Source organism: Kribbella sp. NPDC006257, assembly GCF_040613535.1.
GTDB lineage: Bacteria > Actinomycetota > Actinomycetes > Propionibacteriales > Kribbellaceae > Kribbella.
This window is the reverse complement of the sequence record NZ_JBEXSJ010000007.1, coordinates 107,400-128,314: the sequence shown is the minus strand read 5'-3', so window position 1 is coordinate 128,314 and position 20,915 is coordinate 107,400. Positions and strand designations below refer to the sequence as shown.

The following is a 20,915-nucleotide window of genomic DNA, read 5'->3' as shown; positions in this document are numbered from 1 at the left end:
TACTGATGCGTACGACGGAACGCCTGCTGCTGCGGCCTTATCGTGAAGAGGACCGGCCGGCCTTCGCCGCGATCAACGCCGATCCCGAGGTGATGAAGTACCTCGGGGGAGTGCCGCTGACCCGCGAGCAGTCGGACGAGATCACCGTTGGCGTGAACGAGCGTTATGTTGCTGAGGGCATCGGTTTCCTGGCGATCGAACGCCGGTCCGACGGAGCCCTGCTCGGCGCCTGCGGCCTGATGCGCCACACCACCTGGTACCCCGACGACCTCGAGATCGGCTGGCGCCTGGGCCGCGAATACTGGGGCCACGGCTACGCCACCGAGGCGGCCGCGTCCTGGCTGGCCCACGCCTTCGAGGACCGCGCCGAATCCCGAGTCATCTCTATCACCGACACACCCAACCTCAACAGCATCGCCGTCATGAAACGCCTGGGCATGACCCTCGACCACCAAACAGTCCTGGTAGACGAAGGCACCCCCTTCGACGCCACCATCTACTCCATCACCGCCGCCGCCTGGTCAGCCCGTCGCACCTGACGTCTTGGCGCACCCAGGCTCCTGATCCGGCTCAGGCGTTGTACCCGGCCGCCCCCGTTGCGGTGGCGCTGATCGCCATCCCGAGCGATGCCTGGACCTGGCGTCTTCAGCCACCCGGACTGATGCCATGGTGGAATCCCGGTAGTTGCTCAGAACTGGCCCCAACGGACGTGGGTCGCGCCGATGCGGTTCTGGTAGTAGATCTGGTAACCGTTGCGGCCGGCCCAGAGGCGAGCTGCCTCAGCGAGCTCGTGGGAGCCCGAGTTCAGGTAGTGGGTCGCCACCGTGCGATCGCCGTACGCCGTGAGGATCTGGATCATCCGTCCGATGGACGGCCGGCCCAGCTTCACCGCCAAGAAGACCAGTTGGCGAAGACCACGATGTGCCAGCAGTACCCGAACCAGCGCCGGCTCGAAGATCCGAAGGGGAATCTCCAGCAGCGCATCGTAGACCCGCCGTCCCGCTCGGACCTCGAGCCAGCCGCCCCACGCACTCAGCAACCTTGCGCCCTTCAAGATCAATTCCTCGGCTTGCCGCAGGTCGGCCATCTCGGCCGGTACCAGACCGAGGTTGTTGGTCAGGTTCTCGTCGGCACCGTACTCCTGCAGTCGCTCGATGCTCGCCTGACTCTCGTAGTAGTACGCCAGGTGCAGAGGAGTGTTGGCCTCCCGGTCCCGCAGACCGGTGGCGAGACCATCGGCCACCAACCGGGGCAGATTCTCCCGGAGCGTCCAGTCGGCAGCGACTCGCTCTGCCTGCTGCAACTCGAGCCGCTGCCGATGCCGTCGCCGGCCGAAGAGCACGCCGACTACAACGACGAGTGCGGCAATGTCCATCGCGATGGGTGCTGGGATCACCCACCGATTCTGTCGGCATCACCAGCGCACACAGTCTGGTGACAGGTTGATGCCGTCGTCCTCCTCCGTAGTTGAACGGCACCTTGGTTGAGGTCTTGACCAGGAAGTGGGAATGCGTAATCCTTCGGGAAAGCGCATTCCGGGTTGATTGAGTGGGAGGTCTGCCGATGGCGGTTCCGGCGAGTGGGTTGCGGGACTACGAGGCACAGGTGTGGATCGACGGCTGGTGCGAGCCGCCGGCGTCGGATTGGTCGCCGGTGCTGGACAAGGCGACCGGCAAACCGTTCGCGCGGTACGGGAGCGCTTCGGCCGAGCAGGTCGATCGAGCCGTGCGGTCAGCACGACGAGCGCAGGCCGAATGGGCCGACGTGGACGCGAACACCAAGAGCGACATCCTGCGGGCGTTCGCGCGGGAGCTGGAGAACCGGCGCGACGAGCTGATCACCCTGATCATCCGGGAGACCGGCGGCACCACCGAGAAGGCCGAGGAAGAGCTCGGCCAGTCGATCAACCAGCTGCTGAACTCCGCGACCCAGCTGACCGAGAACGCCGGCGCGATCTTGCCGCCGTACAAGAGCGGCAAGATCTCGCTCTCCCGAACGGTCCCGCTCGGTGTGATCGGCCTGATCGTCCCGTGGAACTACCCGATGAGCCTCGCCATGCGAGCCCTCGCGCCTGGGCTCGCCTACGGCAACGCGGTGGTGCTCAAGCCGGCTGAGCTGACCCCGATCGCAGGCGGTCAGGTCCTCGCCGAAGCGGCGAAGGCGGCCGGCGTACCGGCGGGTGTGTTCAACGTCGTTCCCGGAGACGGCCCGGAAACGGGGAGAACGCTCTCTGAGCATCCCGATCTGGATCTCATCCACTTCACCGGCTCGTTCGAGGTCGGCCAGCAGATCGCGTCGTTCGCGGGCAAGAACTTCCGCGCCGCCGCGACCGAGCTCGGCGGCGACAACGCTTTCGTCGTGCTGGATGACGCGGATCTCGACCAGGCCGTCAGCTGCGCGCTCTGGTCCTCCCTCTGGTACCAGGGCCAGACCTGCATCACCTCCGGCCGGCACATCGTGATGCGTCAGGTGGCCGACGAGTTCACCGCGGCCGTCGTCGAGCGCGTCTCCAAACTCCGGGTCGGCGACCCGCTCCGGGACGATGTCGACCTCGGCCCGATCATCAGCGAGACCCAGCTCAAGCGATTCGACGAGGGTCTGGTCAAACCGTCGATCGCGGCCGGCGCCAAGCTCGCGACGGGCGGCTCGTACGACGGGTTGTTCTACCAGCCCGCTGTGCTGACCGGCGTCACCCCGCAGATGCCGGTGTTCACCGAGGAGATCTTCGGCCCGGTGATGCCGATCACCGTGGTCGACAGCGAGGCCGAGGCGCTCGATCTCGTCAACAGGCATCGCACGTTGATGAATTCGGTCTTCACCGGCGACCCGATGCGTGGCCTCGCCTTCGCCCAGAAGGTGAAGAGCAGCGAGGTCCATGTGAACGACGGCTACGCAAGGCACGGGGGCGAAGGCCAACTGGCGGGCTACACGCATCGCCAATGGATCGGCATCCAGACCACCCCCACCACCTACCCGACGTGGGCGACCCAATGACAAGAACAAGAGCAAAAGACAAAAACAAAAACTTCGGTACGGGGTGTAGGCGAGGAGTTCGGAAGATGAAGGCAAGCACGAGCGCGGCGGCTGTCGGCGTACTGGTCGCGGCGGCGCTCGCGTTGGCGGGTTGCTCCGGCGGCGACGACAAGCCCACCGCCGGTACGCCGAGCAGCAGCACCGGCAACGAGAAGGTGACCCTGACGTTCGTCAACTGGGACGGCGGCATGGACAAGGTCGTCGACGAGTGGAACAAGCTGAACCCGAACATCCAGGTGAAGCTGAGCAAGCCCTCCGGCACCGGGTACACCCTCTACAACAAGCTGATCACCAACAACAAGGCCGGCACGAACCCGGACGTCACGGAGGTCGAGTACCAGGCACTCCCGGCGCTGATCGCCAACCAGGTGGTCGCTCCGATCGACGACTACGTGAAGGACCTGGCCTCGAAGTACGACAAGAGCGCGCTCTCTCAGGTGCAGTTCGAGGGCAAGACCTACGGCGTACCGCAGAACGTCTGCCCGATGGTGTTCTTCTATCGCAAGGACGTCTTCGACAAGCTCGGCATCAAGCCGCCGAAGACCTGGGACGAGTACGCCGCGGCGGCGGCCGCGATCCACAAGGCTGACTCGAAGAAATACATCGGGAACTTCACCGCCGCCGACCCGGGCTGGTTCGCCGGGCTCGCGCAGCAGGCCGGGGCCAACTGGTGGAAGGCCGACGGCGACACCTGGACCGTCAACATCAACGACGCCGCGAGCAAGAAGGTCGCGGACTACTGGGACAGCTTGATCAAGAAGGGCCTGGTGAGCCCGCAGCCGAACTGGTCGGCCCAGTGGAACACCGACATGAACAACGGCACCATCGTCGGCTGGGTCGGCGCCCAGTGGGGACCGAACCAGCTGCCCTCGATCGCCAAGGACACGGCCGGTAAGTGGGCCGCGGTGCAACTGCCGGCCTGGACCGCCGGGGACAACACGGTCGGCATCTGGGGCGGTGAGACCGAGGCGGTCACCACCAACTCCAAGCACCCTGCCGAGGCCGCGAAGTTCGTCGAGTGGATGAACTCCTCCGACGCCGGCATGACTTCGCTGATCACCAACGTGCAGGCGTTCCCGGCGTCCGCGCAGGGTCAGGCGCTGCCGGTACTGAAGACACCGCCGCCGTTCATGTCGACGCAGCCCGACTACAACACGCTGATGGCGAACGTCTCCAAGGGCGTGCGGACCTTCGACATCTGGGGCCCGAACGCGAACGTCACCTTCGACTCCTACTCGAACGCCTTCGGTGCAGCCCTGCAGAAGAAGACAGCGCTCTCCGGCGCTCTCGACACGATGCAGGAGGCCACCGTCAGCGACATGAAGAAGCTGGGCTTCCAGGTGGCCGGCTGAGATGAGCCATTCCCGTGCTCTGGGCGGGAGCACAGGCGCCACGTCCGCGACGAAAGTCCGCGGGCGTGGCGGCCTGCTCCCGATCCTCCTGATCGCGCCGGCGGTCATCCTGTTGGCGCTGTTCACGCTCGCTCCGGCGGTGTACGCGATCTTCCTCAGCTTCCGCCGGATGAAGGTCGGCAAGGGTCTGCTCGGTGGTGGCAAACCGACCGAGGTCTGGGCCGGTCTCACCAACTACACCGCGACCCTGAGCGATCACGAGTTCTGGGGGAGCCTCGGCCGGATGCTGCTGATCGCGGCCTTCGGCGTACCGATGACGGTGATCCTGGCCGTGGTGTTCGCGCTCTGCCTCGATGCGAAACGGGCCCGGCTGGTCGGGTTCGCCCGGTTGGCGATCTTCCTTCCGTACGCCGTACCGGGTGTCGTCGCGTCGCTCTTGTGGGGCTTCATGTACCTGCCTGCCACCAGTCCGATCGGCGGTGACGTGGTCGACTACTTCGGCACCAAGGGCATCTTCTTCTCGGTCGCGAACGTGGCGGTCTGGGGCGTCGTCGGTTTCAACATGGTGATTCTGTACACCGCGGTACGGAGTCTGCCGAAGGAGCTGTTCGAGGCGGCCGAGCTGGACGGCGCCTCGGAGTTCCAGATCGCGGTCCGGGTGAAGCTGCCGATGATCGGTCCGGCGGTGGCGATGGTCGCGCTGTTCTCGGTGATCGGCGCGCTGCAGCTCTTCAACGAACCGACCACGCTGAAGCCACTGGCGAACGCGATCTCGTCGACCTGGGTGCCGTTGATGCGGGTCTACACCGATGCCTTCGTCAACAATTCCATCTACGAAGGCGCCGCGACCTCGTTCATCCTGATCACGATGACGGTGGCCGCGACCGTGCTGGTCAATGTCGCCGGCCGTCGACTCACCCGGAGACAGGGCCGATGACCACGATGGAACTGCAAGCCATCGCCTTACGGCGGAGCGAGAGCAAACGACATGGCACCCGCTGGGTACCTACGATCATCCTCGCGATAGGCGCCTTGTACTGCGTCTTGCCGGTGCTCTGGATCGTCATAGCGTCGACCAAGTCGAACGACGAGCTGTTCTCGTCCGCCCCGTTCATGCCGGCGTTCACCGGCGGATTCTGGACGAATATGCGGGCCCTGTTCACCTACAACCACGGCATTTTCGGCCGCTGGGTGGTGAACTCGGTCATCTACGCGATCGGTGGCGGATTGTTGTCCACGGCAATCGCCGGTGCGGCCGGATACGCGTTGGGGAAGTACCGGTTCCTCGGGAGCACGGTGTTGTTCCGGACAATCGTCGCCGCGGTATTGCTGCCGCAGATCATGCTGGCGATTCCACAATTCTTGTTGCTGGCGAAGTTCGGGATGACCAACAACTACGCGTCGGTGTTGCTGCCGCAATTGGTCAGCCCGTTCGCGATCTACCTGTGCAAGATCTACGCCGAGGCGTCGGTGCCGGACGAGATCATGGAGGCGGCGCGGATCGACGGCGGGAGCGAATGGCGGATCTTCCGGTCGGTCGGGGCGCCGCTGATGCTGCCCGCGCTGGTGACGGTGTTTTTGCTGCAGTTCATCGGGATCTGGAACAACTTCCTGCTCCCGTTCGTGATGATCAACAACGATCACCTGTACCCGCTGACGCTCGGGCTGTACGGCCTGATGATCATCACGGGTGGCCAAGCCGCGCAGTACTCGATCGTGATCGCAGGCGTGCTGGTGTCGATAGTGCCGTTGGCGATCTTGTTCCTGAGTCTCCAGCGCTACTGGAAGATCGACCTGGTCAGCGGAGGCGTGAAGTTCTAGGGGAGCGGCGGGGTGCTGGCGCGTAGTACGGGATAGGCCGGCACCGTCCTGCGGGTCAGGGCGGTGTCGGTCGTCGTCGCGCGGTAGACCGCTTCCTGGGCGACGGCGTTGAGCGCCACGTGCACGGTGGTCAGCTTCGGTACGACGTCACGCAAGGTCGTGATGTCGTCGAAGCCGGCCACGCCGATGTCCTCCGGGATCCGCAGACCGCGCTCTCTCAACCCGGCAAGCGCTCCCAGCGCCATGTCGTCGGTGACGGCGAACACCAGTTGCAAGCTCTGCAGCTCTTCGTCGCTGAGCCCCAGCACGAACTCGCGCGCTCCGGCCCAGCTGAAGCCAGGGTGGTGGACACGGCTCGCAGCATCAGCGACTCCGGACTCGACCAGCCCCGTGACGAAACCCTCGACGCGTTGCTGCATCGAGAGCAGGGGAGTGCCGCTGCCGAGCACCAGGCAGCGTTGGTAGCCGAGGGCGGCGAGCTCGCGCGCAAGTTGCCGCGAACCTTCGTGATTGTCGAAGTCGACGGTTTCGAACGGGAGATCGGAGCGGCTGATCAGTACGACGCGTCCGCCGGTCTCCTCGTAGCGATGCAGCTCGTCGATCAGGTGCTGCGAAGAGGGCGGGTCGACGTACCCGGTGCCGGCCAGGATGATCGCGCGGGGCTGTTGACCGCGGAGCTCGCGGACCAGGTCGAGTTCGCGATCCGCCTGCCGTTCGGTCACCGCGATGGACACGTGCAACCCGAGCGCCTCGGCCTGCTTCATGATCTCGGCGGCCATCGCGGAGAAGTACGGGTCGGAGATCAGGCTGATCACCAGCGCGATCGTTCGCGACGTACCGCGAGCCATCGCCTGGGCCGGCAGGTTCGGCGTGTAGCCGAGCTCCCGCGCCGCCTGGAGAACACGCTCCCGGTAGCTCTCGGCAACCTTCCGCGCGCTGCCGTTCAGCACCCGCGAGGCGGTCGGCTGCGACACCCCGGCCTGCCGGGCGACGTCATCAAGCGTCACCGGCCGCCGCGGCCCCGACTCACTCGACACCCCACTCATCCCCGCAGCCTATCGGCCAAAATCCGCTGGACCCCCGTGATGTGATGACCAACGTGCAGAAAGTCGTCCTGATCACCGGAATGCAGGCCGCCGGCAAGTCCACCATCGCGCCCCTGCTCGCGAGCCGCCTGGGCCCGCCAGCCGCCACCGTCGACGGCGACGTCTACTACCACGCGGTGGTCGCAGGCGCCGCCGGCATGACCCCCGACCCGTCGCCCGAGGCGCTCCGCCAACTGCAACTCCGGTACGACGCCAGTGCCCTCGTGGCGTGCCACTACCTCGAGGCAGGCTTCGACTTCGTCTGCTCCGACATCATCCTCGGCGACCACGTCACCCGCTGGCTCGACTCTTTCAAAGGCATCGCCGACCCCTACCTGGTGGTCCTCAACCCCTCGATCGACTCAATCGTCCAACGCGAGATCGCGCGCGGCTCCAACTCTTACCGCGACTGGCAAGGGCCCGGCCGCACCCTCGCCGACGCCGTAGCCACCCTCCAAGAAGGCCTCAAAGAGACCCCACAGCGCGGCCTCTGGCTCAACACAACCGGCCAAACCGCAGAGGAGTCAACCGACGCGATCCTGGAACAGCTCGAGCGCGCCAGGTGGTGAGTCAGGCGTTGAGGCCCTCGTCCGAGTGCTCTTCCTGGTTGAGCATGGGCGAGACGGGCCAGTCGGCGGGGTAATCGGGGGCGAGTTCCTCGGCTTCGGCGTACAGGCGTTTCTTGTACTTGCGGGACAGGCGGTCGCCGAAGACCATGCCTTGGGTGTGGTCGGTTTCGTGCTGGAGGCAACGGGCCAGCAGGCCGTCGCCTTCATAGCTGACCGGGTCGCCGTTCTGGTCGACGCCGGTGACCCGGGCCCAGTCGGGGCGGACGCACTTGGTGAAGGCGCCGGGCAGCGACAGGCAGCCTTCCTCGCCCTCGTCGAGTTTGCGGTCGTTGCCTTCGGGGAGTTCGAGCACCGGGTTGCAGACGACGCCCTGGTGCCGGTTGCCGGCCTTGTCGGGGCAGTCGAAGACGAACAGCTGCAGGTCGACGCCCACCTGGTTCGCGGCCAGCCCGACGCCCTCGGCCGCGTTCATCGTCGCGACCATGTCGGCGATCAGCTTCTGCAGTTCGGGACCGAAGTCGGTCACGGGCTTGTTCACGTGATGCATCGGCTCCTCACCCCATCGGGTGATCGGCAACACGGAACCAGGCGCAGGCAACGTAGACATGCCGGAAATCCTATCGAGCGCGGTGCCACCCCAAGCCTCTGACCCGGCCGCTGCCGCGAATTTCGTCCGCTGCCGGGTTTATATCCGGGCAGCGGACGAAATAACGGCGTTCGACCGGGCGAGCCGGGGTCAACCGGGCGACGCCGGGGTGGGTCAGGCGTTGTTGATCTCGTCGCGCCAGGAGACCCAGTCGCGGAGGAGGCCGAGGTCGTAGTCGGGGCCGGAGACGCTCACGGTGAACAGGCGGGTGCCGACGTCGAGCAGGGACTTGCCGATCTGCTCGGGGGTCTTGCCGCCGACGCCGGTGGAGCGCTCGATCTCGCCGGGGTCGCGGCCGATGGTGGCGCAGTGCGCATCCAGTACGGCGTGCTTGTGCGCGATCGTCTCCGCGTCGCCGAAGCCGTGCCAGATGTTCGCGTGCTGCGCGACGAGCTTCAGCGTCTTCTTCTCGCCGCCACCACCGATCAGCACCGGAATGTCCCGGGTCGGCGCCGGGTTGAGCTTCGCCCAGCGCGCCTCGATCCGCGGCAACGCCTCGCCGAGGGCGTCCAGCCGGCCGCCCGCAGTACCGAACTCGTAGCCGTACTCGTCGTAGTCGCGCTCGAACCAGCCCGATCCGATACCGAGGATCAGCCGGCCGTTGCTGATGTGGTCGACGGTGCGCGCCATGTCGGCGAGCAGGTCGGCGTTGCGGTAGGAGTTGCAGGTCACCAGCGCGCCGATCTCGACCCGCTCGGTGGCTTCGGCCCAGGCGCCGAGCATCGTCCAGCACTCGAAGTGCAGGCCGTCCGGCTCACCCGACAGCGGGTAGAAGTGGTCCCAGTTGAAGGCGATGTCGACGCCGATCTCCTCGGCCTCGGCGACGGTACGCCGGATGTCGGCGTACGACGCGTGCTGGGGCTGGACCTGGAGGCCGATCCGGACCGGGAAGGCGCTGTACGGACGGGGCGTGGAATCGGTCGATGTCATGACCAAATCCTATACGCCGTTTCGGAGGACCCTCCGGTACGGTCACCATCCGGGCGCCGGGCCGGATCAGGCGATATCGGTAACGGCTGGTCGCTACGGTCGATGTAGCTGTCGAGGGGGAGGGGCCTTCAGCATGCGCATGCACCGAAGGGGCGGCAGGATTCTGCCGGTACGGCCGTGGGGGGACCGGGCCAGGCTCGCGGTCTTCTTCAGTCGGCTCGCGATCAAGGAACATCTCCGGCCGGCTCTGCACGTCAAACCACTGGCAGCAGAGCTGTTCCTGACCGACAACTGCAATCTCAAATGCGTCAGCTGTGCCTGCTGGCGAACAGTCACCCGCAAGGAGCTCGACGGCGCCGAGTGGCGCGACGTGCTCGACCAGCTCGCCGCGCTCGGCATCGTCAAGGCCAACTTCACCGGCGGCGAACCGCTGCTCCGCCGCGACGCGCCCGAGTTGATGGCGTACGCCTACAGCCGGGGCATCCGCAACCTGCACGTCAACACCAACGCGGTGCTGCTGGACGAACGACGCCGTACGGCGGTGCTCGATGCGGGCGTCCGGAGTTTCAACATCTCGGTCGACGGGCCGGACGCCGAGATTCACGAGCGGGTGCGTGGCGTCGAGGGGTCGTTCGACAAGACCATCGGCCGGCTGACCGAACTCGTCGAGCAGCGCGATCGGCTGAAGCTCCGGGTCCGGATGAACTTCACCGTGATGCGGTCCAACATCGAGTCCCTGCCGGACATGATGCGGCTGGCGCAACGGCTCAAGGTCCAGCTCTACCTCAACCTCGCGACCGACCAGACATTCCTGTTCCGCGCCGGCCAGGTGACGCTGGAGACCAGGATCGGCACCGAGCAGATCAACGCCGTACTGGCCGAGGTCGAGCAGCTGCTGCGTGCCGACGGGCGATACCTGCCGCACTTCTCCGAGCTCAGCTACCTGCGACGCCACTTCAGCGACGTACTCCAGCACGATCTACCGTGTGCCGAGTCCCAGCTCAAGCTGATGATCCACTCGACAGGCGAGGTCGGCGGATGCTGGGCACACGATGCCCACGACAACGTCCGGGAGAAGTCGATCGCCGACATCATCGACAGCCAGCGCTACCGCCAGGACCACGACAACTTCTTCAAGAAGGACTGTAAGGGCTGCGGCAGCAACTACGCGCTGAACCTCGCCTGGCGGCCGAGCAGCCACGTCGACAACCTGCTCTGGCACTTCGGTCGCCGAAGCCTAGTAGCTACATGAGGTCTTCCGAGGACCTGTACGACGCACTCGCTGCGACGTACGAGGATCACTTCGCCGCGCCGCATCGCAGGGCGTACGACGACCTGGCCTGGCAAGCATGCACCGAAGCCATCGGTACGACGCGCGCTCTGGTGATCGACGTCGGCTGCGGCGTCGGCCGCTGGTCGCGCAGGTTCCTCGAGCAGGGCCACCAGGTGATCGGCATCGAACCGGCGCCGGGGATGTCCTCCCGGGCTGCAACTCTCCAGGATGACAACTTCACCCTCGTCCGTGATCGCGTCGAGCACGTCGACCTGCCGAGCGCAGCCGCGGACGCCGTTGTCGCGATGGGTTCGCTGCAATACACCGCTGATCCGGCCGCGACCATCGCCCGATGCGCCGCCTGGTTGAAGCCAGCCGGCGTGATGTGCGTACTCGTCGACTCCCTCTTCGGCCTCGTCGTCGAGCTCGTCCGCGCCGACCGCACCGGCGAGGCGATGGAACGACTCTGCACGCGACGAGGCGTGTGGCGCATCGACGACCAGGAAGCCGACCTCCACCTTCTCGACGCCGCCGCACTCCAGGACGCCTTCAAACAGGCAGGCCTGGAAATACTCAGTACTGCGGGGTTGCTGGTCGGCGCGAGTTTTATCGGCCGCGAAGACCTGGTGACTGCGTTGACCGCCGACTATGACGGCCAGCTCGACCAGGAACGCGCGATGGCCGACCACCCCGAGCTGGCCGACCTCGGCAAGCAACTGCTGATCATCGGCCGCCGGACTGCATGATCCCGAGGACCGCGCAGACCACCTTCTCCGCATCGGCGGGATTCATCTCCGACGACATCGGCAACGCGAGCACCTCGTCGGCCAGCACGTCGGTCACCGGCAACTCGATGGCGGGCTCGGCGAGACCCTTCCACTCCTGGCGGTGCAGCACGGGCGCGTAGTACGGCTTCGTCCCGACACCGAGCCGACCGAGTTGCGCAGCCAGCCGGTCGCGATCGGGGAACCTTGCCACCCAATGGACCCATGCGTGGTCGTCGCCAGGCAGAACCTGTTGAGCGACAACTGGCAGCTCCGCGTAGGCAGCGGCCACTCGCCGACGACGCTCGACGAGGACGTCCAGGTGCTCGACCAGATCCACCGCGGCCGCCGCATGCACTTCGCCGAGCATCGAGGACCGAGTCCAGTCGACCGGTGCCTGAAGCGACGCGAGTCGATCGGACGGGATGACGACGAAGCCGCCGGCGCCGGCCGCCGAGACCACCTTGGCGAAACTCATCGAGAACGAGTGCGCATCCGCCTGCGTGCCGACCGGCCGTCCGCCCGAGATGCTGCCGAGCGCCGGGGCCGAGTCGGCGACCAGGCGTACGTCGTACCGGCTGCAGATCGCCTTGATTGCTGGGTAGTTCGCCGGTGCGCCAAGGGTGTCGACGGCAACTACCAGGCTGACATCGCCTGGTAGTAAGGCCTTCTCCAAGCCGACAGGATCGAGCGTCCAGGTCTTCAGATCGACGTCACAGAAGCGAAGCTTGTAGCCGAGCTGCGCCAAAGCCTCAGCAGTCGCGACAAACGTGAATGACGGCAGCACTGCAACCTGACCGGGCTCTGCAGGCCCAGCGACAGCCAGTACTGCGAGCCGCAGCGCTGCCGTCCCCGACGCTGTCGCCAGCAAGGTGTGCTCGTCGGTCAGGTCCAACCGCTCACTCAGTAACTCGGTCAACCTGGTGGTCAGCGGACCACCACTCTTCAGCACGCCGGATTGCAGCGCCGAGGCGGATCGGGCTGCCACGAGATCCGGGGCGAAGGGAAGGGGCGGGATCACCACGGGAAGCGGCGGATTGAACTCTGGGACGACCTCGAGTTCACGGACGAAGCGGCGAAGAGTCTCGTCCAGGTGCTCGTCCTCGACCAGATCGAGCAGCCGGAGGAAGGGTTTGATCGCGAGATCGCCGCTGCTGTCATCGGGTGGCGACGGCAGTACTTCCACCGGCACGTTCAGCTGGAGTTCGTCGAGGACGAGCTTGGCGAGGTCGGTGAGCCGGAGCTTGCCAGTGCCTGCGTTGAACAGGCCGGCCGCGTCTTCCCGCAGTACGGCGTTGGCCAGGTCGTCGGCGGCGATGAAGGTCCGCACGCTGTCGGTGATGCGGATCGGCAGGCCGGCCAAGGCGCGTCGCGCGACTCGGGCAACGACCCGGTCCTGGCCGGAACCGAACAGGTTGGCTGCGCGGAAGATCGTCAGCCGGTTGGCCGGGACGACCGAGGCGACGAGCAACTCCTGGGCGCGCTTCGCCATCCCGTAGACCCAGCGGCCGGCCGGATCCGCTGCGGCGAGCTCGCGACACAGCGGCGCTGCAAGCCATGGTGGGCAAGGGTTCTTGGCTAGCTGGATCGCCTTTTCGCACCAGGCTGTCAGGGCTTCGTCGTCGAGCGGGAGGTCGGCCAGGGGAGTGGCGCCGTAGACCTCGGCCGATGAGATGAGGGTGACGGTTCGGTCGGCGAGAGCCGGCAACAGGCGCGCTGTGGCCAGGGCGTTGTCGAGGACGAGCCGCCACGGATGTGCAGTCCGCGGATCGCTGTTGCCGGCCAGAAGCACCACACGACCATCCGGCAGCACCGGTACGCCGGTCAGCAGGTCGAGCTGGTGGAACCCGGTGCCGTCCGAAGGCGGCCGCCGGTCGACCACGGTGACATGGCGACCCGTCGTACGGGCGTGTGCACGTACTGCCGAACCGACGAATCCTGATCCCCCGACCAGCACCACCGAACGACTCTTGGCCATGACGGTTCCCCCCATCAGCGGCTCCCCCGAATCTGCGAACTGTAACCCTTGCGGATGAGGAATACCATGAGCGAATGACGCAGGGGGGCCGGCGGATGTTGTTGGTGTCGAGCAGCGGGGGAGTGCTGCTCGACGTGCTCGCGTTGCGCCCGTGGTGGCGCAAGCACGATGTGTCGTGGGTGTCGGTGCGGGCGCCCGATACCGCGGAACTCTTGGCTCCGTACGCCGTTCGCTGGGAGTCCGAGCTTCGCCCGCGTCAGCTGGTGGAGCTGCTCCGGGCCGTGCTGCGAGCGCGCCGGATGTTGCGGAGTGCGGGGATCGAGTTGGTGGTGTCGGCCGGGAGTGGGGTCGCGGTGCCGTATTTCTTGGCCGCGCGGCTGGCCGGCGTACCGGCTGTTTGGGTGGAGACGTTCAACGTGATCGGCAAGCCGGGGCTCGCGGCGCGGCTCTGTGCTGCGTTGGCTAGCCAGGTGGTGGTCCAGCACCCAGAGTTGCTCGCGCGGCACCGGCGAGCTGTGAACGTCGGTGAACTCTATTGAGCCGCCTCAACGTCTTCGTCACGGTCGGGATGGGGCCGTGGCCGTTCGATCGGTTGATCGCTGCGTGCTCGGCGTTGTGTGCCGACCATGAGGTGTTCATCCAGACCGGTACGTCGACGCTGGTGCCGCCGTGTCCGCACGAACCGTTCATCGGCTACGACGAGACCATGCGGCGGCTCGCCGAAGCGGATGTCGTGATCACCCACGCGGGGAACACGGTGCGGCTGGTGGAACGGATGGGAAAGGTGCCGATCGCTGTCGCCCGCGAGGCGGCACGTGGTGAGATGCGCAACGATCACCAGGTCGAGTATCTCCGCGCCGAAGAGCCCCGCGGGCGAGTGGTCGCTCTGTGGGGCTCGCTGTCGGAGCTGGCGCGCACGGTAGCCGATCATCCGGCAACCGAGGAGAAGTTGCTAGCGGCAATGAAACCCCTAGCCGCCGTCGACCAAGCCGCACTGGAATCCGTCATGGACCGCGCAACCCAAACCCCATCATCGGGCCCTTGTTCCCCGGCGCGTCGGCGTTCGTCGGTCCCAATTGCCGAGGACAACCCGTTCGCGAAGCACCCGACGGCACGCTATGCCTGGGCTTTCGAGCACCTGCGGTCGCGGACCGGGCGGCATCTGGATCTCGGCATCGGCGACGGGACCTTCCTCTCAGCTTTGAGAGACCGTACTGCGTTGAGTGTCGTCGGCGCGGACCCGCATCCCGGCTACCTCACCGCCTTACCGGGGGCTGAGCCGCTCGTGCGAGTAGGGGAGGACCTCCCTTTTGCCGACGCGTCCTTCGACTCGGTCAGCATGCTCGACGTGCTCGAACACACCCGCGACGAACGGTCGACCCTCGCGCAGGTTCATCGCGTACTCCGGCCAGGTGGTCTGCTGGTGCTGACGGTGCCGGCGCGACACGTGTTCTCGTTCCTCGATCCGGACAACGCGAAATTGCGGCTTCCCCGGCTGCATCGCGCGGTCTATGCGGCCCGGTTCGGGCGGGAGGTCTACCGACAGCGCTTCGAGGACTCGTCGGACGGCCTGCGCGGTGACATGGCATGGGATCGTCAGGAGCACACCAACTATCGGCCCGAGGACCTGCTCGGGATGCTCACCCAGGCAGGGTTTCGGCCCCAGTCGCGGGACGGCGCCAACCTGTTCTGGCGGTTCCTGCAGGTCCCGGCGCTACTGGCTCCGTCCCGAGCGCGCGCTCTCTTCGACGCCCCACTCCGGATCGACGGGTCTGTCTTCAAGTCGGCGAATCTCTTCCTCACTGCCGTCCGCGGCTAGCACTTCTCGGAACCAGGTGATCGTTCGGGCGATGCCTTCATCGAACGTGACCTTCGGCGCCCAGTCCAGGACCTTGGTCGCCAGGCCGATATCCGGGCGGCGAACCATTGGATCGTCCTCCGGCTTCGGGATGGTGGTCAGCTCGGACGACGATCCCACCAGCTCGCGGATCCTGGTCGCGATCTCGCGGACAGTCAGCTCTTCGGGATTGCCCAGATTCATCGGACCCGGGTGATCGGAGGCGGCGAAGCGGGTCACGCCTTCGACGAGGTCGCTGACGTACTGCACCGACCGGGTCTGGCTTCCGTCGCCGGCGATCGTCAACGGGATGCCGCGGAGTGCCTGGGTGACGAAGGCCGGAATCGCCCTTCCGTCCTGGGGGCGCATGCGTTCGCCGTACGTGTTGAAGATCCGTGCGATCCCGGTGTTGACGCCGTGCGTACGCCGGTAGGCCATCGTCAGCGCCTCGGCGTACCGCTTGGCCTCGTCGTACACGCCGCGCGGGCCGACCGGGTTCACATGACCCCAGTAGTCCTCGCGCTGCGGGTGCTCGCGCGGATCGCCGTACGTCTCCGAGCTCGACGCGAGGATGAACCGCGCGCCCTTCTCCCGGGCGAGTCCGAGCGCGTGCAATGTGCCGATCGCGCCGACGGTCAGCGTCTCGATCGGAAGCTGCAGGTAGTCGACCGGGCTGGCCGGCGAGGCGAAGTGCAGCACGAGATCGACCCGACCCGGCACGTGGATGTAGTCGACCAGATCGCACCTGACTAGCCGGAAGTCCGGCGATTCCATCAGGTGCTGGACGTTGGTCGGACTTCCGGTGACGAAGTTGTCCAGACACACGACCTGATAGCCATCGGCCAACAAACGTTCACACAGATGCGACCCAAGAAACCCGGCCCCACCCGTCACGACAGCACGCTGCATCAGATTCCCCCTCCCCAACCTCACCATAAGCCCTCGCAACTTCTCCGGTCCCGTCTGCATCGAGCCAGGTAGTCGTGTTTCTAGCGAAGGGGATTTCATGCGCAGATTGTTCGTCGCGGCGGTGGCTGCGGCTCTGACACTCATTCCAGGCACCACGGCGTACGCCGGTACGCCGTCGCCCGGTGGCCGGATCCTGTACGTCGCCGTGGATGACGCGGCCGGTGGACCAGGAAACATCAAGAGTGTGCAGCCGAATGGTCAGGGCGTTCAGGACACCGGGAAGTCGGCCTACTGGTATTCGTCGCCGGACTACTCGCCGGACGGTTCGCAGATCGCCTATGTCGACGGCTTCAGCATCCGGGCGATGGCATCCGATGGATCGAATGATCGGTGGTTGGTCGACGGGGGTTCGGCCCCGGCGTACCCGCGCTGGTCGCCGGACGGGCAATGGATCATCGCGGAGTCCGGTGGAGACATCTGGCGGGTCAGCAAGGACGGGTTCCCGGGAGGCTGGAGTGATCTGACCGGCACGCACGACAGCAACGATCTGGTGCCTTCCTGGGGACCGAAGGGGCATCGGTTCGCGGCCGCGACCTTCAACGAGGTGCGGATCTACAGTGCGGACGGGTCGCAGGTTCGGAAGATCATTCCGTTGGAGGGGGCCTACCGGCTGGACTGGAATCCGGCTGGAGACCAGCTCGCGGTCGAGGCGCACGGTGATCTGTGGCTGGTCGATGTCGGCACCGGGGCGGTTCAGCGGTTGACGAACACACCGAACGTTCAGGAGCTGAGCCCGGTCTGGTCGCCGGACGGGCGCTGGCTGGCCTACGGTCGCGGGGCCGGCGTCTACGACCCGAACGTCCCTGGCTCCGGTGTCAGCCCAGTCATCTGGCTGATGGACAAGTCCGGCGCCCACCCCCACTCCCTCAACACCACCGGCCTCCCGTCCAGTTGGCGCGCCCAGAGCTGACGGTCGCGGCACCACCGGGTAGGCAGCACGCCGGGGTGCTGACCCTTCGGGCGGGGAAGCTTGGCCTCGGGTGGATGTCATCCGGGGTCGAGCGAGGGGGAATGGGGATGGACGAGCCGGACGAGGTGGCGGAGTTTGCCAGGCTGTTCAACGGGTTCCTGGAGCGGATGCAGTTGCCGCCGGCCGAGAACGCGCGGGAGAGCCTGAGAGAGCGCTTGCTGGCTCACCTCGGGATCGATCCGGAAGACCTACCGGTGGTGTCGGCGAAGTTCTCCGCCTTCGAGCTGCCGAACGTCCAGCTGGCGGTCGAGGCGTGGTTCGACGAGTTCGAGGTGGTCGGGCTGGCCGGTTCCGATCGCAATCACCATTCGTTCTCCGAGTTGCTCGAGCTCTCGGCGCATCGCCGGTACGGCATCGGCTCGGTGGACTACCAGCGGCTCTCGATCGCGGTCGACCAGGAGATGGACTGCGTCGCGTTCGGGTTCTACCTGGGGAGTCAGGGCGAGGACCGGTACGTCGCGCTGCTGCGAGCCGCCAACCCGCAGTACGGGCGTAGTGCGGTGGAGCTGGAGGTCATTGCCGTCAGCAAGGAAGCCGGAGAGCGCTTCCTCGGGGAACTGCCGGCGTTGATGCTGGAGCACAACGTGTTCCGCGGGCAGGTGGTGTCGTTCGAGGGGCACGAGTTCGGTCCTGGGGTCGGGCCGTTCCGGCTGCATGCCCGACCCGGGATCTCGCGCGATGACGTGGTGCTGCCGGACGGCGTACTGGAACGCGTCGAGCGCGAGGTGATCGGCATCGCGGACCACCGCGAGGCGCTGCTCGCAGCTGGGCAGCATCTGCGGCGTGGTGTGCTGTTATACGGACCGCCTGGGACCGGGAAGACGCACACGGTTCGGTATCTGCTGTCACGGCTGCCTGAGTTCACGGTGGTACTGCTGGCCGGGACGAGCATCCGCTATATCGCTGAGGCTTGTGGTCTGGCGCGCATGCTGCAGCCGGCGCTCGTCGTACTGGAGGACTGCGATCTGGTCGCCGAGTCCCGGGATCACATGTATGGGGGAGGGCCGCTGCTCTTCCAGGTGCTGAACGAGATGGATGGTCTGACCGAGGAGGCGGACGTCGCCTTCTTGCTCACCACGAACCGTGCTGATCTGCTGGAGCCGGCGCTGAGCCAGCGACCTGGTCGAGTCGATCTTGCTGTCGAGATACCGCTGCCTGACGCCGCTGGTCGTGCGCGGTTGCTGTCGCTCTACGGACCGGCGCTGTCGCTGACCCCTGCGGTCGTCGATGAGGTGGTGGCGATGACGGAGGGTACGACGGCTTCGTTCGCCAAGGAGCTCGTACGCCGGGCAGTCCTCGGAGGCGCCGAGAACGACTCCGTCCCCGGTGACGCCGAACTCCGCGCCGCCGCCGAAGACCTCCTCTCCGACCGAGACGCCCTCACCCGCCGCCTCCTGGGCGCCACCGACCCCGTCCCCTACACCACCCCACCAGAAGCAACCCCAGGTCTCGCCCCAACCTCCTACTGAGCATTCTGAATCGTGCGAAGCTCGTCGCATCCTCCGGCGGACGGAGATTGTCGGCAGCGCCCGATAGGTTGCGCTCATGGAGCTGCACGGACGACCCGACCCGCCCACCGAAGTCGGAGAGAAGGAGACGCTGGTCGCGTTCCTCGACTTCCAGCGCGCCACCCTGCGCTGGAAATGCGACGGCCTGACGCCCGAGCAACTAGGGACCGCCGTCCTCGCGCCCTCCACGCTCACCCTGCACGGGCTCGTCCGGCACATCACCGAGGACGAACTCGGCTGGTTCGGCGGCACCTTCACCGACCAGCCCGCCAACTACCCGTACTACACCCCCGAAACCCCCGACCGCGCCTGGACCGACCTCGACCCAGCCGCGTACGCCGAGGACCTCCGTCGCTACGACGAAGCCGTCACCGCAGCGCGCGCCGCCATCGCAGACCTCGACCCCAGCACCATCGGATCGGACAACGGCGAACGCTTCTCCCTGCGCTGGGTCCTCACCCACATGATCGAGGAATACGCCCGCCACAACGGCCACGCCGACCTGCTCCGAGAACACCTCGACGGCGCAACAGGCGAGTAGCGCACCGGCACCGACGGACGCTCCCGTGGCCTTGCCGACGGAGCTTATTCCTTGCTGTTGAGTGGGTCGCGGCCGATGAAGGCCAGCAGGCGGGTCTGTACGTCGGCGTCGGCCGGCACATGGACCGCCGGGCCGTACTGGCCGGAGGAGCGGAGGAGGTCCTCGATCGGGGTCATGCCGGCGAGGAGGTCGGCGCAGAAGTCCGCGTCGAGCTGCTCGTCCTGGCCGGTGGCGCGGGCGAGGTCCCAGGTGTGGAGGAAGACATCCGTTGTGTAGAAGCGATCCACCGCGTCAGGGAGAGGCAGCTCGCCGACCATTGGGTGCTTGAACGGGGTGGTCGACTCAGGTCCGTCGAGCAACCGCTGCACTGCGTCGGCGTGTACTTGCCAGGCGGCGACCGGGTCCTCTTCCGTTGACGGTCCGCGGTCGAGGTCCAGACCGGTCGCGCTCTTCAGAAAGCCAGGGAACCACTCGACCAGGTGCCCGACCACATCTCGAGCACGCCAATCCGGCACCGGAGCCGACGCGTCCCAGTCGGACACACCCAACACCCGCTTGCTGAACCCAGCAGCCACCACCCGATGCCGCTCACCCGGCTCCACCGGAAGACTCATCTCTCCACCCCAGCAGCGATCCCGGCGCTCTCATCTGCGATGGTTCCCGCATTCTCATCGGCGATCCCGGCGCCCTCACCTGCTGCGAGCAGGTCGTCCAGTTTGGCGTAGCCCTCGTTGAGGCCGGTTTCCATGCCGCTGCGGAGCCAGGCGTCGCGGCTTTCGAAGCTGTCGCACAAGGACTGGGTGTGCAGCCGGGTGCGGCCGTCGCCGAGGTCTTCGAAGGTGAGCGTCTCCAGCGCGACCCCGTCCGGGTCGCCCTCCCAGGTGAACGTCTGCACGATCCGGCCCGGCCGCACCTCGTGGAAGCAGCCGTAGAACGCGAACTCCATCCCGTCCCGGGCAGACACATACCGCCAGTTGCCACCAGTTCTCGCATCCCAGCGGTCCACGGTGGTCGTCATCCCCTCCGGACCGACCCACCGAACGAACACCTCCGGGTCGGTATGCGCCCGCAACAACTGCGCCGGCGTACCGGCGAAGTCGCGGGTGAGCCGGATGATCGGAACCGCCGGATCCGCCTCGATCGCCGTCTTCTTCACTGTCTCGTTCATGCCGTCTCCTCGCGTGCCGGGTGCTGCCCGGTCGCCTCGTCGTCCATCTCCGCCAGTACCGCGTCCAACCGCTGGTACCGCGCCTCGGCCCGTTGCCGATACCGCTCGATCCACTTCGTCATCAGGTCGAAGACCTCCGCCTCCAGATGCACCGGACTGCGGTGCCCGTCCGAAGACCGGCTGACCAGCCCGGCCTGCTCGAGCACCTTCAGATGCTTCGAGATCGCCTGCACACTCACCTCGTACGGCGCCGCCAGCTGACCCACACTCGCGTCGCCCTCGGTCAGCCGGGCCACCAGATCCCGCCTGGTCGGATCAGCCAACGCGGCAAACACCTGCGACAACGGATCACTCATCCCCAACTCCCCAACCTCAACCACTCGGTTGACAATGACCGTAGATCCCAGCCGACTCGTTGTCAACCAGTTGATTGAGGATGGAGCGAGAGTCGCAGCCGGGTGCACCTCGGGT

At 66.4% G+C, this 20,915-nt stretch carries 22 protein-coding genes; 13 read left to right on the top strand and 9 right to left on the bottom strand.

The genetic code is table 11. The annotated features are described in order from the left end of the window. Nucleotides 1-5: 5 nt before the first annotated feature. Nucleotides 6-539 carry a GNAT family N-acetyltransferase gene (locus tag ABZ004_RS11095; protein WP_355679645.1) on the top strand — a complete coding sequence of 178 codons (534 nt, stop codon included), beginning with the start codon at nt 6-8 and terminating at the stop codon, nt 537-539. A gap of 149 nt (nt 540-688) precedes the next feature. Here ABZ004_RS11095 and ABZ004_RS11090 read toward each other — a convergent pair whose 3' ends face one another. Continuing rightward, nucleotides 689-1,396 (bottom strand): hypothetical protein, encoded by a 708-nt coding sequence (locus ABZ004_RS11090; RefSeq protein ID WP_355679644.1) that lies wholly within the window; start codon nt 1,394-1,396, stop codon nt 689-691. Between the two features lie 167 nt (nt 1,397-1,563). On the opposite strand from ABZ004_RS11090, the gene ABZ004_RS11085 reads away from it, so the two are divergent. The 4 genes from ABZ004_RS11085 (at nt 1,564) to ABZ004_RS11070 (ending at nt 6,206) form a co-directional block, all read left to right on the top strand. Further along, a complete protein-coding gene (locus ABZ004_RS11085) occupies nt 1,564-2,994 on the top strand; it encodes an aldehyde dehydrogenase family protein (RefSeq protein ID WP_355679643.1) in 1,431 nt (476 codons plus the stop codon). Nucleotides 2,995-3,059: 65 nt separating this feature from the next. Continuing rightward, complete coding sequence (locus ABZ004_RS11080) at nt 3,060-4,385, top strand: sugar ABC transporter substrate-binding protein (RefSeq protein WP_355679642.1); 1,326 nt, start codon at nt 3,060-3,062, stop codon at nt 4,383-4,385. A gap of 1 nt (nt 4,386) precedes the next feature. Further along, the gene (locus ABZ004_RS11075) at nt 4,387-5,322 is read left to right on the top strand and encodes a sugar ABC transporter permease (protein ID WP_355679641.1); all 936 of its coding nucleotides are present in this window, start codon (nt 4,387-4,389) and stop codon (nt 5,320-5,322) included. Continuing rightward, nucleotides 5,319-6,206: a carbohydrate ABC transporter permease gene (locus ABZ004_RS11070; RefSeq protein WP_355679640.1), complete on the top strand. Its 888-nt coding sequence runs from the start codon at nt 5,319-5,321 to the stop codon at nt 6,204-6,206. The genes ABZ004_RS11075 and ABZ004_RS11070 overlap by 4 nt, the downstream gene beginning before the upstream one ends. Here the strand turns inward: ABZ004_RS11070 and ABZ004_RS11065 are convergent. Then, a complete protein-coding gene (locus ABZ004_RS11065; RefSeq protein ID WP_355679639.1) occupies nt 6,203-7,252 on the bottom strand; it encodes a LacI family DNA-binding transcriptional regulator in 1,050 nt (349 codons plus the stop codon). The two genes, ABZ004_RS11070 and ABZ004_RS11065, sit on opposite strands and share 4 nt — an antisense overlap. A 44-nt stretch (nt 7,253-7,296) precedes the next feature. Between ABZ004_RS11065 and ABZ004_RS11060 the strand changes: the two genes are divergently transcribed. Continuing rightward, nucleotides 7,297-7,860 (top strand): AAA family ATPase, encoded by a 564-nt coding sequence (locus ABZ004_RS11060; protein ID WP_355679638.1) that lies wholly within the window; start codon nt 7,297-7,299, stop codon nt 7,858-7,860. A gap of 1 nt (nt 7,861) precedes the next feature. Here the strand turns inward: ABZ004_RS11060 and def are convergent, their stop codons facing one another. Then, nucleotides 7,862-8,467 (bottom strand): peptide deformylase, encoded by a 606-nt coding sequence (gene def, locus ABZ004_RS11055; RefSeq protein ID WP_355679637.1) that lies wholly within the window; start codon nt 8,465-8,467, stop codon nt 7,862-7,864. 153 nt (nt 8,468-8,620) lie between these two features. Beyond that, nucleotides 8,621-9,436: an LLM class F420-dependent oxidoreductase gene (locus ABZ004_RS11050; RefSeq protein WP_355679636.1), complete on the bottom strand. Its 816-nt coding sequence runs from the start codon at nt 9,434-9,436 to the stop codon at nt 8,621-8,623. A 133-nt stretch (nt 9,437-9,569) separates the two neighbouring features. Here ABZ004_RS11050 and ABZ004_RS11045 point away from each other — a divergent pair, with 133 nt between their 5' ends. Together ABZ004_RS11045 and ABZ004_RS11040 are read left to right on the top strand one after the other, a co-directional pair. Then, nucleotides 9,570-10,688 carry a radical SAM protein gene (locus ABZ004_RS11045; RefSeq protein WP_355679635.1) on the top strand — a complete coding sequence of 373 codons (1,119 nt, stop codon included), beginning with the start codon at nt 9,570-9,572 and terminating at the stop codon, nt 10,686-10,688. Beyond that, nucleotides 10,685-11,455 (top strand): class I SAM-dependent methyltransferase, encoded by a 771-nt coding sequence (locus ABZ004_RS11040; RefSeq protein WP_355679634.1) that lies wholly within the window; start codon nt 10,685-10,687, stop codon nt 11,453-11,455. The genes ABZ004_RS11045 and ABZ004_RS11040 overlap by 4 nt, the downstream gene beginning before the upstream one ends. Here ABZ004_RS11040 and ABZ004_RS11035 read toward each other — a convergent pair. Next, nucleotides 11,433-13,466, bottom strand: coding sequence for a DegT/DnrJ/EryC1/StrS family aminotransferase (locus ABZ004_RS11035; RefSeq protein ID WP_355679633.1), 2,034 nt, complete (start codon nt 13,464-13,466; stop codon nt 11,433-11,435). The genes ABZ004_RS11040 and ABZ004_RS11035 overlap by 23 nt on opposite strands. Before the next feature lie 59 nt (nt 13,467-13,525). Between ABZ004_RS11035 and ABZ004_RS11030 the strand changes: the two genes are divergently transcribed. Continuing rightward, the gene (locus tag ABZ004_RS11030; protein WP_355679632.1) at nt 13,526-13,990 is read left to right on the top strand and encodes a hypothetical protein; all 465 of its coding nucleotides are present in this window, start codon (nt 13,526-13,528) and stop codon (nt 13,988-13,990) included. Then, nucleotides 13,987-15,270, top strand: coding sequence for a methyltransferase domain-containing protein (locus ABZ004_RS11025; protein ID WP_355679631.1), 1,284 nt, complete (start codon nt 13,987-13,989; stop codon nt 15,268-15,270). Before ABZ004_RS11030 ends, ABZ004_RS11025 begins: the two co-directional genes overlap by 4 nt. Here ABZ004_RS11025 and ABZ004_RS11020 read toward each other — a convergent pair. Further along, nucleotides 15,166-16,197 (bottom strand): UDP-glucuronic acid decarboxylase family protein, encoded by a 1,032-nt coding sequence (locus tag ABZ004_RS11020; RefSeq protein WP_355679630.1) that lies wholly within the window; start codon nt 16,195-16,197, stop codon nt 15,166-15,168. The genes ABZ004_RS11025 and ABZ004_RS11020 overlap by 105 nt on opposite strands. A 97-nt stretch (nt 16,198-16,294) precedes the next feature. On the opposite strand from ABZ004_RS11020, the gene ABZ004_RS11015 reads away from it, so the two are divergent. The 3 genes from ABZ004_RS11015 (at nt 16,295) to ABZ004_RS11005 (ending at nt 19,276) form a co-directional block, all read left to right on the top strand. Then, the gene (locus ABZ004_RS11015) at nt 16,295-17,167 is read left to right on the top strand and encodes a hypothetical protein (protein WP_355679629.1); all 873 of its coding nucleotides are present in this window, start codon (nt 16,295-16,297) and stop codon (nt 17,165-17,167) included. Nucleotides 17,168-17,274: 107 nt separating this feature from the next. Beyond that, nucleotides 17,275-18,696, top strand: coding sequence for an ATP-binding protein (locus ABZ004_RS11010; protein ID WP_355679628.1), 1,422 nt, complete (start codon nt 17,275-17,277; stop codon nt 18,694-18,696). A gap of 76 nt (nt 18,697-18,772) precedes the next feature. Continuing rightward, on the top strand, nt 18,773-19,276 hold the full coding sequence (locus ABZ004_RS11005) for a DinB family protein (RefSeq protein WP_355679627.1): 504 nt from the start codon (nt 18,773-18,775) through the stop codon (nt 19,274-19,276). 44 nt (nt 19,277-19,320) lie between these two features. On the opposite strand, the gene ABZ004_RS11000 is transcribed toward ABZ004_RS11005, so the two are convergent. The 3 genes from ABZ004_RS11000 to ABZ004_RS10990 are packed head-to-tail and all read right to left on the bottom strand — an operon-like array spanning nt 19,321 to nt 20,800. Next, nucleotides 19,321-19,890: a TIGR03086 family metal-binding protein gene (locus ABZ004_RS11000; protein WP_355679626.1), complete on the bottom strand. Its 570-nt coding sequence runs from the start codon at nt 19,888-19,890 to the stop codon at nt 19,321-19,323. Beyond that, nucleotides 19,887-20,444 (bottom strand): SRPBCC family protein, encoded by a 558-nt coding sequence (locus ABZ004_RS10995; protein ID WP_355679625.1) that lies wholly within the window; start codon nt 20,442-20,444, stop codon nt 19,887-19,889. Before ABZ004_RS10995 ends, ABZ004_RS11000 begins: the two co-directional genes overlap by 4 nt. Then, nucleotides 20,441-20,800, bottom strand: coding sequence for a metalloregulator ArsR/SmtB family transcription factor (locus ABZ004_RS10990; RefSeq protein WP_355679624.1), 360 nt, complete (start codon nt 20,798-20,800; stop codon nt 20,441-20,443). Before ABZ004_RS10990 ends, ABZ004_RS10995 begins: the two co-directional genes overlap by 4 nt. Nucleotides 20,801-20,915: the final 115 nt, after the last annotated feature.

What these genes read in the sequence shown, in the direction of transcription:
- ABZ004_RS11095 (WP_355679645.1), top strand. Translation starts at nt 6, where the DNA reads ATGCGTACGACGGAACGCCTGCTGCTGCGGCCTTATCGTGAAGAGGAC.
- ABZ004_RS11000 (WP_355679626.1), bottom strand. Translation starts at nt 19,890, where the DNA reads ATGAGTCTTCCGGTGGAGCCGGGTGAGCGGCATCGGGTGGTGGCTGCT.
- ABZ004_RS11015 (WP_355679629.1), top strand. Translation starts at nt 16,295, where the DNA reads ATGCGCAGATTGTTCGTCGCGGCGGTGGCTGCGGCTCTGACACTCATT.
- ABZ004_RS11010 (WP_355679628.1), top strand. Translation starts at nt 17,275, where the DNA reads ATGGACGAGCCGGACGAGGTGGCGGAGTTTGCCAGGCTGTTCAACGGG.
- def (WP_355679637.1), bottom strand. Translation starts at nt 8,467, where the DNA reads ATGTCTACGTTGCCTGCGCCTGGTTCCGTGTTGCCGATCACCCGATGG.
- ABZ004_RS11070 (WP_355679640.1), top strand. Translation starts at nt 5,319, where the DNA reads ATGACCACGATGGAACTGCAAGCCATCGCCTTACGGCGGAGCGAGAGC.
- ABZ004_RS11020 (WP_355679630.1), bottom strand. Translation starts at nt 16,197, where the DNA reads ATGCAGCGTGCTGTCGTGACGGGTGGGGCCGGGTTTCTTGGGTCGCAT.
- ABZ004_RS10990 (WP_355679624.1), bottom strand. Translation starts at nt 20,800, where the DNA reads ATGAGTGATCCGTTGTCGCAGGTGTTTGCCGCGTTGGCTGATCCGACC.
- ABZ004_RS11075 (WP_355679641.1), top strand. Translation starts at nt 4,387, where the DNA reads ATGAGCCATTCCCGTGCTCTGGGCGGGAGCACAGGCGCCACGTCCGCG.
- ABZ004_RS11080 (WP_355679642.1), top strand. Translation starts at nt 3,060, where the DNA reads ATGAAGGCAAGCACGAGCGCGGCGGCTGTCGGCGTACTGGTCGCGGCG.
- ABZ004_RS10995 (WP_355679625.1), bottom strand. Translation starts at nt 20,444, where the DNA reads ATGAACGAGACAGTGAAGAAGACGGCGATCGAGGCGGATCCGGCGGTT.
- ABZ004_RS11045 (WP_355679635.1), top strand. Translation starts at nt 9,570, where the DNA reads ATGCGCATGCACCGAAGGGGCGGCAGGATTCTGCCGGTACGGCCGTGG.
- ABZ004_RS11050 (WP_355679636.1), bottom strand. Translation starts at nt 9,436, where the DNA reads ATGACATCGACCGATTCCACGCCCCGTCCGTACAGCGCCTTCCCGGTC.
- ABZ004_RS11005 (WP_355679627.1), top strand. Translation starts at nt 18,773, where the DNA reads ATGGAGCTGCACGGACGACCCGACCCGCCCACCGAAGTCGGAGAGAAG.
- ABZ004_RS11035 (WP_355679633.1), bottom strand. Translation starts at nt 13,466, where the DNA reads ATGGGGGGAACCGTCATGGCCAAGAGTCGTTCGGTGGTGCTGGTCGGG.
- ABZ004_RS11065 (WP_355679639.1), bottom strand. Translation starts at nt 7,252, where the DNA reads ATGAGTGGGGTGTCGAGTGAGTCGGGGCCGCGGCGGCCGGTGACGCTT.
- ABZ004_RS11030 (WP_355679632.1), top strand. Translation starts at nt 13,526, where the DNA reads ATGACGCAGGGGGGCCGGCGGATGTTGTTGGTGTCGAGCAGCGGGGGA.
- ABZ004_RS11040 (WP_355679634.1), top strand. Translation starts at nt 10,685, where the DNA reads ATGAGGTCTTCCGAGGACCTGTACGACGCACTCGCTGCGACGTACGAG.
- ABZ004_RS11085 (WP_355679643.1), top strand. Translation starts at nt 1,564, where the DNA reads ATGGCGGTTCCGGCGAGTGGGTTGCGGGACTACGAGGCACAGGTGTGG.
- ABZ004_RS11060 (WP_355679638.1), top strand. Translation starts at nt 7,297, where the DNA reads ATGACCAACGTGCAGAAAGTCGTCCTGATCACCGGAATGCAGGCCGCC.